Source organism: Burkholderia dolosa, assembly GCF_902499135.1.
GTDB classification, from domain to species: Bacteria; Pseudomonadota; Gammaproteobacteria; order Burkholderiales; family Burkholderiaceae; genus Burkholderia; species Burkholderia dolosa.
Map to the genome: position 1 here is coordinate 24333 of NZ_CABVPR010000061.1, position 12180 is coordinate 36512.

Here is a 12180-nt window from a genome sequence, read left to right on the forward strand (position 1 = left end):
TGCCTTCCATCCGTCCAAACGATTCAACGGCCAGCGGTCGTATTCGCAGCCGGCCGTCGCAATCGAACCTCGGCGCGCACAGGCGGCGCCGCCGCACGGCAGCCGACGACGAATCAAAAGCGGCGCGATTGAATGAACCGGCGCACGCGAACTGCGGCGGCGGGCAACAGATAGACCGCCGTGCGGCCGTGTCCCGGCAGGTTGCTCGAAGCGTGGTCCCGATGTGCTGCGCCGTCGCTTCGTCTTGATACCTGGCCTGCTACCTCGCACCTACACCGAGCCCCGATGCGCGCGCCTGACACGCCGCCCCCCCAAACGCTGCGCCGCGTGCCATCACCGCTCGTCGCAGCATGCCGCACCATCCAGCATCAACGTACCGACCCGCGCGGGCACGAGCGGCATGCGCGGCGCCGGCGGCGTCCAGCCGAACAGCGCGTGCGCAGCCGCACCGCACACGCGTCCCTGACACGCGCCCATCCCGCAGCGCGACTGCAGCTTCGCGGCCGTCCAGCCGGGCTCCGGCGCGACCGCGTCGAAACGTACGTCCTCGCAGCGGCACAGCAGCGTGTCGGGTCGCGCGAGCCGCCGGATCGGCTCGCGCAGCGCGAAGCGCTCGCGCACCGCATCCGCGAACGCCTGCCAATGAGCGCGACGCTCGACGAGCGCCGCCAACGGCGCCGTCTGCGCGGTAGCCGCATAGCCGGCGATTTCGCCTTCGACCATCGCGAGTTCGCTGCCGCCGACGCCCGTGCATTCGCCCGCCGCGAAACAGCCGTCGCGGCTCGTGCGCTGGTGCGCGTCGACCGCCACCGCGCCGTCGTCGATCCGGCAGCCGAGATGACTGGGCAGCACGGTATTCGGCACGAGGCCGAAACCGCATGCGAGCCGGTCGCAATCGACGTCGAATTCGCGCTCGCCGTGCCGGATCCGCACGCGTTCGAGCCGCTTGTCGCCGAACGCTTCGACGACGTACGCATCGGGCCGGTACGCGCCGGTGACGAGCTTCGCGGCCTGCGCGAGCTTCGACGGCCACCGCCACAGCGTTGCGCCGAAGCCGGCCACATCGCGCCACGCCGCCTGTTCGAGCACGTGCGACACGCGCGCGCCGGCCGCACGCGCGGTCGCCGCACTCGCGAGCAGCAGCGGGCCGCTACCCGCGATCACCGTACGCTGCCCGCGCACGTCGACGCCGTACTTGATCAGCGCCTGCAAGCCGCCCGCGCCGGTGACGCCCGGCAGCGTCCAGCCGGGGAACGGCAACAGCAGCTCGCGCGCGCCGCAGCACAGGATCAGCGTCCGGTAATCGAGCAGAAAACCGCGTTCGTCGTCCTCGAGCAGCAACGTGCCGGGCTGCGTTTCGCCGACGATGCGCGTCGCCGCGAGATGCGCGACGTTCGGCTGCCGCAGCACCGCGAGACGTTCGGCCGCGGCCGGCGCGAGCGCGGCGGCTGCGCTCGCGCCGTGCCGCCAGATCTGCCCGCCCGCGCGCGGATTGTCGTCGACGATCGCGATCGTGGCGCCGCTCGTCGCGGCAGCCCGCGCAGCCGACAATCCGGCCGGCCCCGCGCCGACGATCGCGACGTCGACACTCAGTCGTTCCCGCTTCATTTCGTGCGCTCCACCCGCATCCCGTCACGGCACAGCGTCTGGCACGCGAGCCGGCGGCGGCCGTCGATCGTCATCCGGCACTCGTGACAGACGCCCATTCCGCAAAACGGCGCGCGCACCGCGCCCGTGCACGACACGCGCGTCGTGTCATCGCCGCTCGCCGCGACGGCGGCCGCGACGGTCAGGCCGTCGGCCACGGTCAGCGCGCGGCCGTCCAGATGAATGATCATGAAAGCGCTCCTGCTCCTGCTACGGGGGACGCCGTCAGCAAGCGTCCCGGCAAATACGGTTCGACGTCGATCGGCGGCCGCTCGCCGGCCATCAGCGCAGCGACGAGCCGCGCGCTGCCCGGCGCGGTCGTCACGCCGAGCCCTTCGTGCCCGACCGCGAGCCACACGCCCGGCCGTGACGGATGTTCGCCGAGCAGCGGCAGCCCGTCGGGGCTCGCGGAGCGAAACCCCGTCCACGCGCGGATACCGTTGAGGTCGGCCAGCTCGGGCAGATAGCCGGCCGCGCGGCGCAGCATGCGCGCGAGCACCGGCGGCTCGATCCGCGCGTCCTCCGTGTCGAACTGGCGCGACGAGCCGATCAGCAGTTGCCCGGTCGGCCGCGGCTGCACGTTGAATGCGACCGACGTGCCGTCGCTCGCGTGCGCGCTCGCCGCATAGCCGAGCTCGACGAGCTGGTGCGATACGCGGCCCGGATAGCGGTCGGTGATCAGCAGGTGACCTTTTTTCGGGCGCAGCGGCAGTTCGGGCAGCAGCGTGCGCGCGGCGACGCCGTTCGCGACGACCACGCGCTGCGCACGCAGCGTCGCGCCGCTCGCCAGCGTCACGCTCGGGCCGTCGAGCGCGACCGCGCGGTCGCGCCGCAACGCGATGCCGGGCACGCGCTGCAGCAGCCAGTTCGCGGCGACGGGCGCATAGAGAATCCCGTCGCCGGGAATCTTCAGCGCGCCGCCGAGGCCCGCACGCAGCATCGGTTCCAGTTGAGCGAGCGTCGCCGCGTCGATCAGCTCGCCCGCGACGCCGTGCGCGGCGAGCGCCGCCTGCTTCGCGCGGGCGACGTCCATCTCGTGCGCATCGGCCGCGAGCCACAGCGTGCCGCAGTTGCGGTACGCGCATGCTTGCGGCATCTCGCCGCTCATCGCGCGCCACAGTTCGATCGAGTAATGGCTGAGCGCGAGCTCGGCCGCGTTGTCGTCCATCGCGACGAGGTGCCCCATTCCGGCGCCGGTCGCGCCGCCGCTTCCGTCATCGACGACGAGCACGCGCCACCCGCGCTGCGCGAACTCGTGCGCGCATGCTGCGCCGACGATGCCGGCGCCGATCACGACGACGTCGGTCCCGACCTCGCTCACGGCGCGATGCCCCAGCCGAACGGATCGTCGTCCTCGATCAGCAGCGTCGCTTCCGCGCTCAGGTGCGCGCTGCCGCGAATCGTCGGCACGATGCCGCCGTCGGCGTGCTCGTAGCTCGCGCGAAACACGCTGCCGATCACGCTCGCCTGCCGCCACACGGCGCCCGGCTCGAGCTTGCCGTCGGCCGCGAGGCACGCGAGCTTCGCGCTCGTGCCGGTGCCGCACGGCGAGCGGTCGTACGCGAGCCCCGGACACAGCACGAAGCTGCGGCTGTCGTGCTCGGGATCGCCGGCGAACAGTTCGATATGGTCGATCTCGCCGCCCTGCGCGCCGGTGATGCCCGCGCGTTCGAGCCCGGCGCGCACGGCCGACGCGTACGCGGTCAGCGCCGCCACGTTGTCGCCGGCGACGCGCTGGCCGTGATCGCTGATCAGGAAGAACCAGTTGCCGCCCCACGCGATGTCGCCGGTGACGGGCCCGTAACCGGGGACGTCCACCGCGACGCCCTTCGCATGCCGATACGCGAGCACGTTGCGCACGCTGACCGACAGGTCGTCGTGCAGCGTCGCCTCGACGGTGCCGACCGGCGTTTCGATCCGGTGCACGCCGGGGCCGATGCGCCCCATGTGATGCAGCGTACGCACGACGCCGATCGTGCCGTGCCCGCACATCCCGAGATAGCCGCTGTTGTTGAAGAAGATCACGCCGGCCGCCGCATCGGCCGACACGGGCTCGCACAGCAGCGCGCCGACCAGCACGTCGCTGCCGCGCGGCTCGAGGATGCACGCGGTGCGGTAGCGGTCGTGCTCGCGGGCGAGCACGTCGCGCCGCTCGGCCATCGTGCCGCTGCCGAGCGACGGAAAGCCGGACACGACGAGCCGCGTAGGTTCGCCGCCCGTATGCGAATCGATGATCTGGATGCGCTTCATCATGAGCCGTCCGAAGTGGGGAAAGGAGCATAGCTTCCTCCGTCGCGCGTCCGTCCGCTTGTGGCTTTTCGATGAGGACGACGACGAAATCGGCATAGCGCGGAGCATCGCGCCGGCCCGTTTCGGACGTTGTGCCGATTTCGTCATCCTGCTCCGCGATACGACTCAAGCGTGACAGGCATTTGCGCGGCGATACTGGTTGCCGCACCGACGCCCCTGTCGGCCGACCGATACGAACGTAGGAGATTTCAGTGAGCCGAAACGCCATTCAGTGGACCGGGGTTTTCCCGGCCGTCAGCACCCAGTTCAAGCCGGACTTTTCCCTCGACATCGACGCCACGCACCGCGTGGTGAAGAACCTGGTGAACGACGGCGTGTCGGGCCTCGTGGTCTGCGGCACGGTCGGCGAGAACACGTCGCTGTCGACGAGCGAGAAGCTGCAGGTAATCGAAGCCGCGCGCGATGCGGCGGGCGGCAAGATTCCGGTGATCGCCGGCATCGCCGAATTCACGACGGAATTCGCGCGCAATACGGTGCGCGAGGCGCAGCGCGTCGGCGTCGACGGCGTGATGGTGATGCCCGCGCTCGTCTACTCGGCGAAGCCGCACGAAACCGCCGCGCACTTCCGCTCGGTCGCGACGAGCACCGACCTGCCGGTGATGGTCTACAACAACCCGCCGATCTACAAGAACGACGTGACGCCGGACGTGCTGATCGCGCTGCAGGATTGCGAAAACATCGTCTGCTTCAAGGATTCGTCCGGCGATACGCGCCGCTTCATCGACCTGCGCAACGCGGTCGGCGATCGCTTCGTGCTGTTCGCGGGCCTCGACGACGTCGTGGTCGAAAGCATCGCGGTCGGCGCGCAGGGCTGGGTGTCCGGCATGTCGAACGCGTTCCCGAAGGAAGGCGAGACGCTGTTCCGTCTCGCGAAGCAGAAGCGTTTCGACGAAGCGCTCGCGCTGTACCGCTGGTTCATGCCGCTGCTGCACCTCGACGCGCGCCCCGATCTCGTCCAGTGCATCAAGCTGTGCGAAGAGCTGGTCGGCCGCGGCAGCGCCGTCACGCGTCCGCCGCGTCTCGCGCTGCAGGGCGACACGCTCGCGGAAGTGAAGGCGATCGTCGCCAAGGCGCTGGAGACGCGCCCGGCACTGCCCGACGTCGGCCTCTGATCGACTCGCCGACGGCGGCGCACCGCCTTTGCGCGGCGCGCCGCCGTCTCCGGTCCGGCATGGCTTGCGGGCTCGTTCGCGCACCGGCGCCCGCCGGCGTCGCGCGAACGGCCCGCCGCCCGCCCCGGTCGATCGAACCGGGCGACGCCGGCCGCAGGCGCCAAGCGCCGCCGCGCCGCGGCGCGCGCACATCGCGCCTGAGCAGACATTCCCACAGGAGACAAGCCCATGCCAGGCCAAGGCAACGCTCATCCGTCCGTTCCGCTCTCCGGTTCCGCGCACCCCGAGGCGGGCCACGGCAAGTTCAAGAAACAGCTGTCGCTGACCGACCTCACGTTCATCGGTCTCGGCGCCATTTTCGGTTCGGGGTGGCTGTTCGCCGCGAGCCACGTGTCGACGATCGCCGGCCCGGCCGGCATCTTCTCATGGCTGCTCGGCGGCTTCGCGGTACTGCTGCTCGGCATCGTGTACTGCGAACTCGGCGCCGCGCTGCCGCGCGCAGGCGGCGTGGTCCGCTATCCGGTGTTCTCGCACGGTCCGCTGCTCGGCTATCTGATGGGCTTCATCACGCTGATCGCGTTCTCGAGCCTGATCGCGATCGAAGTCGTCGCCGCGCGCCAGTACGCGGCCGCGTGGTTTCCGGGGCTCACCGTCGAAGGATCGAGCGATCCGACGACGATCGGCTGGCTCGTCCAGGCCGCGCTGCTGTGCTTCTTCTTTTATCTGAACTATTCGAGCGTGAAGACGTTCGCGAAGGCGAACAACATCATCAGCATCTTCAAGTTCGTCGTGCCGCTGTCGGTGATCGCGGTGCTGTTCACGTTCTTCAAGCCCGCGAACCTGACGATCCACGGCTTCGCACCGTTCGGGATGCCCGGCATCGAGATGGCGGTGTCGGCCGGCGGGATCATCTTCGCGTATCTCGGCCTGACGCCGATCGTGTCGGTCGCGAGCGAAGTGCGCAATCCGCAGCGCACGATTCCGATCGCGCTGATCCTGTCGATCGTGCTGTCGACGCTGATCTACGTGCTGCTGCAGCTCGCGTTCATCGGCAGCATCCCGACCGCGATGCTCGCGGCCGGCTGGCACGACGTGAGCAGCGCATTCTCGCTGCCGTACCGCGACATCGCGCTCGCCCTCGGCGTCGGCTGGCTCGCGGTGATGGTCGTCGCCGACGCGATGATCTCGCCGAGCGGCTGCGGCAACATCTACATGAACGCGACGCCGCGCGTCGTCTACGGCTGGGCGAAGACGGGCACGTTCTTCAAGGTATTCACGCGCGTCGACGAAGCGTCGGGCATCCCGCGCGCAGGCCTGTGGCTCACGTTCGGGCTCGCCGTCTTCTGGACGCTGCCGTTTCCGTCGTGGGAGGCGCTGATCAACATCGTGTCGGCCGCGCTGGTGCTCAGCTACGCGGTCGCGCCCGTGTCGGTCGCCGCGCTGCGCCGCACGGCGCCGGACCTGCCGCGACCGTTTCGCGCGAGCGCGTTGGCGATCACCGGCCCCGCATCGTTCGTGATCGCCGCGCTGATCGTCTACTGGTCGGGCTGGAGCACGGTGTCCTGGCTGCTCGGCCTGCAGATCGCGATGTTCGTCGTCTATCTCGCGTGCCGCCGCCGGGTGCCGACCGCGCATCTGAGCATCGCCGAGCAGGTGCGCTCGTCCGCGTGGCTGATCGCGTTCTATGCGGCGATGATCGCGCTGTCGTATTTCGGCGGCTTCGGCGGCACCGGGCAGCTCGCGCATCCGTACGACACGGTCGTCGTCGCGGCCGTCGCGCTCGTCATCTACTACTGGGGCGCGCACACCGGCATCCGGGCCGACAAGCTGCAGCTCGAAGACGACGAGAACTGACGCGTCCGCCTGCTCCGCTTTTTTCGCTTCATCCGCCGGCCGGGCCTCGCGCCCGGCCCGGCCTTTTCCGAGGACCACCATGCAACTCACAGGTCAGCTGCTGATCGGCCAGTCCGCCGTCGCCGGACGAAACGGCACCTTCCACGCAATCGCCGCCGCGACCGGCGAACCGCTCGAGCCCGCGTTCGGCGGCGCGAGCGTGCACGACCTCGACGCGGCGTGCGCACTCGCCGACGACGCGTTCGACGCGTACCGCGAAACGAGTCTCGACGCCCGCGCCGCGTTTCTCGATGCGATCAGCCGCAACATCATCGCGCTCGGCGACGCGCTGATCGAGCGCTGCGTCGCCGAATCGGGGCTGCCGCGCGCACGCATCGAAGGCGAACGCGGCCGCACGGTCGGGCAGCTCGCGCTGTTCGCGTCGCTGGTGCGCGACGGCGGCTTCATCGATGCGCGCATCGATCCGGCCCGCCCGGAGCGCAAGCCGCTGCCGCGCGTCGATCTGCGGCTGCGCAACGTCGCGCTCGGCCCCGTCGCGGTGTTCGGCGCGTCGAACTTCCCGCTCGCGTTCTCGGTTGCGGGCGGCGACACCGCGTCGGCGCTCGCGGCCGGCTGCCCGGTGATCGTCAAGGCGCATTCCGCGCATCCGGGCACGTCGGAGCTCGTCGGCCGCGCGATCCAGCAGGCGGTGCGCGAGTGCGGGCTGCCGGCCGGCGTGTTCTCGCTGCTGTTCGACACGTCGCGCGAGATCGGCCAGGCGCTCGTCGCCGATCCGCGCATCAAGGCAGTCGGCTTCACCGGCTCGCGCCGCGGCGGCGTCGCGCTGATGCACGTCGCGGCCGCGCGGCACGAACCGATTCCCGTCTATGCGGAAATGAGCTCGATCAACCCGGTGCTGCTGCTGCCGGCCGCGCTCGATGCGCGCCGCGATGCGATCGCGCAGCAGTTCGTCGCGTCGCTCGCGCTCGGCGCCGGCCAGTTCTGCACGAACCCCGGCCTCGTGCTCGCCGTCGACGGCCCCGCGCTGCGCGCGTTCGAGGCGGCGGCCGCCGCTGCCGTGCGCGCGACGCCCGCGCAGACGATGCTGACGCCGACCATCCACGCGAGCTACGCGCAAGGCGTCGCTGCACTGCGTGCGCACGACGCGGCCGAGCTGCTGGCCGAAGGCGCCGAAGGCGGCCGCTACCAGGCGCGCGCGGCGCTGTTCGCGACGTCGGCGGACGCGTTCATCGCTCGCCCGGAACTGCGCGACGAAGTGTTCGGCCCCGCGTCGCTGATCGTGCGCTGCGCGGATGCCGGCACGCTGCATCGCGTGCTGAAGTCGCTGGAAGGCCAGCTGACGATCGCCGCACACGTCGACGACGGCGACGCGCCGCTGTTCGCGGCGCTGCGTCCGACGCTCGAACGCAAGGCCGGCCGCATTCTGGTGAACGGCTTCGGCACTGGCGTCGAGGTCGGCCATGCGATGGTGCACGGCGGCCCGTTCCCGGCCACGTCCGATTCGCGCACGACGTCGGTCGGCGCGCGCGCGATCGAGCGCTTCGTGCGTCCCGTGTCGTATCAGGACGTGCCGGACGCGCTGCTGCCGGACGCGATCCGCGACGGCAATCCGCTGCACGTGCCGCAGCGCATCGACGGCGTACCCGCGCCGCGGGAGGCGCGCAATGTCTGAGCCGATCGCCGAAGTCGTCCTGTCGCTCGACGAAGTCCATGCGCTCGCGCTGCGCGTGCTGACCCACAACGGCATGTCCGACGCGCATGCGCGCGCGATCGCGAACGTGATCACGCAGGGCCAGCGCGACGAATGTCATTCGCACGGCGTGTACCGGCTGCTGGTTTGCGTGCGCTCGCTGAAGAAGGGCAAGGTCGATCCGCAGGCCGTGCCGACGCTGCGCCGGCTGTCGTCGTCGATCGTCGCGGTCGACGCGCATCGCGGCTTCTCGCTGCTGAGCTTCGAGACGGGCCTGCCCGTGCTCGTCGAGATGACGAAGCAGCACGGCATCGCCGCGATGGTGATCAACCGCTGCTATCACTTCTCCGCGCTGTGGCCCGAGGTCGAGGCAATCGCGGCCGAAGGGCTGGCCGGCATCGCGATGAATCCGAGCCACAGCTGGGTGGCGCCCGAAGGCGGCCGCGAGCCCGTATTCGGCACGAACCCGATCGCGTTCGCGTGGCCGCGCCCGGGCGGCGTGCCGTTCGTGTTCGATTTCGCGACGAGCGCGATCGCGCGCGGCGACATCGAGCTGCACGCGAAACAGGGCAAAGCGATTCCGCCGCACTGGGCGATCGACGCCGAAGGCCGGCCGACCATCGATCCGAAGGCCGCGCTGCAAGGTGCGATGCGCACGTTCGGCGGCCACAAGGGCTCGGCGCTCGCGGCGATGGTCGAGCTGCTCGGCGGCGCGCTGATCGGCGACATGACGAGCCGCGAGTCGATGGACTTCGACGAAGGCGTGGGCGCGACGCCGTGCCACGGCGAACTCGTGATCGCGTTCGATCCGAAGGTGTTCCTCGGCGACGGTCTCGACGCCGGGCTCGCGCGCGGCGAACGGATGTTCGACGCGATCGTCGCGCAGGGCGCGCGGCTGCCGTCGCAACGGCGCTTCGACGCGCGGGCGCGCAGCATCGCGAACGGCGTGCGGATTCCGAAGCCGCTGTACGACGAGATCCTCACGCTGCTCGACTGACGGCGGCGCCGGCGCGGCGATACGGCGATGCGGGTCGGTGGGCGCACGCTGTGTCGGCCGGGGCGAGCGCCAACGCTGCCGGCCGACCGCTGGCGCCGGGCCGCGCGGCTCGTGCACCACGCCCCGCCGCGCTGCCGCTCCATCATGCCGCGCCGCGCTGCCGCGCGCCCGCCGGCGCCATGCCGGCAGCGCCTGTGGGATAATCGCCGGGTTTGCCCAGGGCGCAGCTCAAGAGGTTGTTCGCACGGGCGCGCGAGGGGCCTTATTCCCGTGCCCCCACCCTTTTCCGCGATATTTCTTCAGCTACCACAATGCCCACATACCGTTCCAAAACCTCCACCGCCGGCCGCAACATGGCGGGCGCGCGCTCGCTGTGGCGCGCCACCGGCATGAAAGACGACGATTTCTCGAAGCCGATCATCGCGGTCGTCAACTCGTTCACGCAGTTCGTGCCCGGGCACGTGCACCTGAAGGATCTCGGCCAGCTCGTCGCGCGCGAGATCGAAGCCGCCGGCGGCGTCGCGAAGGAATTCAACACGATCGCGGTCGACGACGGCATCGCGATGGGCCACGACGGCATGCTGTATTCGCTGCCGAGCCGCGACATCATCGCCGACTCGGTCGAGTACATGGTGAACGCGCACTGCGCGGACGCGATGGTGTGCATCTCGAACTGCGACAAGATCACGCCGGGCATGCTGATGGCCGCGATGCGCCTGAACATTCCGGTGATCTTCGTGTCGGGCGGCCCGATGGAAGCCGGCAAGACGCGCCTCGCGAACCCGGTCACGAAAACGGTCGAACTGAAGAAGCTCGATCTCGTCGACGCGATGGTGATCGCGGCCGACCAGTCGTATTCGGATGCCGAAGTCGCCGAAGTCGAACGCTCCGCATGCCCGACCTGCGGCTCGTGCTCGGGCATGTTCACCGCGAACTCGATGAACTGCCTGACCGAAGCGCTCGGCCTGTCGCTGCCCGGCAACGGCACCGTCGTCGCGACGCACGCCGACCGCGAACAGCTGTTCAAGCGCGCCGGCCGCCGCATCGTCGAGCTCACGCGCGAATACTACGAACAGGAAAACGACCGCGTGCTGCCGCGCTCGGTCGGCTTCAAGGCGTTCGACAACGCGATGACGCTCGACATCGCGATGGGCGGTTCGACGAACACGATCCTGCACCTGCTCGCGATTGCGCAGGAAGCCGGCATCGACTTCACGATGAAGGACATCGACCGCCTGTCGCGCGTCGTGCCGCAGCTGTGCAAGGTCGCGCCGAACACGAACAAGTACCACATCGAGGACGTGCACCGCGCCGGCGGCATCATGGCGATCCTCGGCGAGCTCGACCGCGCCGGCAAGCTGCATACCGACGTGCCGACCGTGCACGCGCCGACGCTGAAGGACGCGCTCGACCGATGGGACATCGTCCGCACGCAGGACGACGCGGTCCGCAAGTTCTACCTGGCCGGTCCGGCCGGGATCCCGACGCAGGTCGCGTTCAGCCAGGACACGCGCTGGCCGAGCCTCGACCTCGACCGCGCCGAAGGCTGCATCCGCTCGTACGAGCACGCGTTCTCGAAGGAAGGCGGCCTGGCCGTGCTGACCGGCAACATCGCGCTCGACGGCTGCGTGGTGAAGACGGCCGGCGTCGACGAGAGCATCCTCGTGTTCGAGGGCACCGCGCACGTGACCGAATCGCAGGACGAAGCAGTCGAGAACATCCTGAACGACAAGGTGAAGGCCGGCGACGTCGTGATCGTCCGCTACGAAGGGCCGAAGGGCGGCCCCGGCATGCAGGAAATGCTGTATCCGACGAGCTACATCAAGTCGAAGGGCCTCGGCAAAGCGTGCGCGCTGCTGACGGACGGCCGCTTCTCGGGCGGCACGTCGGGGCTGTCGATCGGCCACTGCTCGCCCGAAGCGGCGGCGGGCGGCGCGATCGGCCTCGTGCGCGATGGCGACAAGATCCGCATCGACATCCCGAACCGCACGATCAACGTGCTGGTGTCCGACGAAGAGCTGGCGCGCCGTCGCGAAGAGCAGAACGCGAAGGGCTGGAAGCCGGCTAAGCCGCGGCCGCGCAAGGTTTCAGCGGCGCTGAAGGCGTATGCGAAGCTCGTGATGTCGGCCGACAAGGGCGCGGTGCGCGACCTGTCGCTGCTCGACGACTGACGCGCCACGGCGCGCCGGCCTGCGCAGGCCGGCCGGCCCGGCGCGCCAGGCCGCTCTGCGGAGCGGCTGTCAATGAAGCGGTCAACCCGATCCCCACTCAGCGGACGACGCCGAGTGGGGATTGTTCTTTCTGGAAACCGTCACGGACGCGGCACGGTTACGTCTGCGGAGCGCGCGGCGCAGCGGCCGATGCTCAATGGCGGAATTGCTCGCCGCGCGCGTCGCCGCCGCCCCCGCCTGCGTGTGCGCCGCCATTGTTCGCCCCGCCTTGCGGTCTGCCGCCGAAACCGCCGCCGCCCGGCTGCGCCTGCGGCATCGCGCGTGCTGCGCCGCCCGGCCCGATCTGCGCACGCGGGACGGCTGCCTGCGCAGGCGGGGCCACCGGCGCAGCCGGCATTG

Annotated in this window: 10 protein-coding genes; 6 read left to right on the top strand and 4 right to left on the bottom strand. The window is 70.2% G+C overall.

The features are described from left to right. Positions 1-333: 333 nt before the first annotated feature. From BUB20358_RS22420 to BUB20358_RS22435, 4 genes are read right to left on the bottom strand one after another with little or no spacing between them, the layout of a single operon-like run. Positions 334-1608 carry an NAD(P)/FAD-dependent oxidoreductase gene (locus BUB20358_RS22420; protein ID WP_035973966.1) on the bottom strand — a complete coding sequence of 425 codons (1275 nt, stop codon included), beginning with the start codon at positions 1606-1608 and terminating at the stop codon, positions 334-336. Then, positions 1605-1838, bottom strand: coding sequence for a (2Fe-2S)-binding protein (locus BUB20358_RS22425; protein ID WP_035973965.1), 234 nt, complete (start codon positions 1836-1838; stop codon positions 1605-1607). Before BUB20358_RS22425 ends, BUB20358_RS22420 begins: the two co-directional genes overlap by 4 nt. Then, on the bottom strand, positions 1835-2968 hold the full coding sequence (locus BUB20358_RS22430; protein WP_035973964.1) for an NAD(P)/FAD-dependent oxidoreductase: 1134 nt from the start codon (positions 2966-2968) through the stop codon (positions 1835-1837). Before BUB20358_RS22430 ends, BUB20358_RS22425 begins: the two co-directional genes overlap by 4 nt. Continuing rightward, positions 2965-3897 (bottom strand): 4-hydroxyproline epimerase, encoded by a 933-nt coding sequence (locus tag BUB20358_RS22435; RefSeq protein ID WP_035975221.1) that lies wholly within the window; start codon positions 3895-3897, stop codon positions 2965-2967. Before BUB20358_RS22435 ends, BUB20358_RS22430 begins: the two co-directional genes overlap by 4 nt. 251 nt (positions 3898-4148) lie before the next feature. Between BUB20358_RS22435 and BUB20358_RS22440 the strand changes: the two genes are divergently transcribed. From BUB20358_RS22440 to BUB20358_RS28610, 6 genes are all read left to right on the top strand, one after another. Next, positions 4149-5069, top strand: coding sequence for a dihydrodipicolinate synthase family protein (locus BUB20358_RS22440; RefSeq protein ID WP_035973962.1), 921 nt, complete (start codon positions 4149-4151; stop codon positions 5067-5069). A gap of 228 nt (positions 5070-5297) precedes the next feature. Further along, positions 5298-6923: an APC family permease gene (locus tag BUB20358_RS22445; protein ID WP_035973961.1), complete on the top strand. Its 1626-nt coding sequence runs from the start codon at positions 5298-5300 to the stop codon at positions 6921-6923. Between the two features lie 79 nt (positions 6924-7002). Then, on the top strand, positions 7003-8595 hold the full coding sequence (locus tag BUB20358_RS22450; protein ID WP_035973960.1) for an aldehyde dehydrogenase (NADP(+)): 1593 nt from the start codon (positions 7003-7005) through the stop codon (positions 8593-8595). Then, positions 8588-9610 carry an Ldh family oxidoreductase gene (locus BUB20358_RS22455; RefSeq protein WP_035973959.1) on the top strand — a complete coding sequence of 341 codons (1023 nt, stop codon included), beginning with the start codon at positions 8588-8590 and terminating at the stop codon, positions 9608-9610. Before BUB20358_RS22450 ends, BUB20358_RS22455 begins: the two co-directional genes overlap by 8 nt. Positions 9611-9921: 311 nt before the next feature. Beyond that, positions 9922-11781: a dihydroxy-acid dehydratase gene (gene ilvD, locus BUB20358_RS22460; RefSeq protein WP_035973958.1), complete on the top strand. Its 1860-nt coding sequence runs from the start codon at positions 9922-9924 to the stop codon at positions 11779-11781. A gap of 121 nt (positions 11782-11902) precedes the next feature. Further along, positions 11903-12180 (top strand): hypothetical protein (locus tag BUB20358_RS28610; protein WP_217456722.1); only part of this gene is annotated, 278 nt, incomplete at its 3' end.

Bases quoted from the DNA above. Each gene is read 5' to 3' on its own strand.
- BUB20358_RS22420 (WP_035973966.1), bottom strand. From the start codon at position 1,608: ATGAAGCGGGAACGACTGAGTGTCGACGTCGCGATCGTCGGCGCGGGG.
- BUB20358_RS22425 (WP_035973965.1), bottom strand. From the start codon at position 1,838: ATGATCATTCATCTGGACGGCCGCGCGCTGACCGTGGCCGACGGCCTG.
- BUB20358_RS22435 (WP_035975221.1), bottom strand. From the start codon at position 3,897: ATGAAGCGCATCCAGATCATCGATTCGCATACGGGCGGCGAACCTACG.
- BUB20358_RS22445 (WP_035973961.1), top strand. From the start codon at position 5,298: ATGCCAGGCCAAGGCAACGCTCATCCGTCCGTTCCGCTCTCCGGTTCC.
- BUB20358_RS22450 (WP_035973960.1), top strand. From the start codon at position 7,003: ATGCAACTCACAGGTCAGCTGCTGATCGGCCAGTCCGCCGTCGCCGGA.
- BUB20358_RS22455 (WP_035973959.1), top strand. From the start codon at position 8,588: ATGTCTGAGCCGATCGCCGAAGTCGTCCTGTCGCTCGACGAAGTCCAT.
- ilvD (WP_035973958.1), top strand. From the start codon at position 9,922: ATGCCCACATACCGTTCCAAAACCTCCACCGCCGGCCGCAACATGGCG.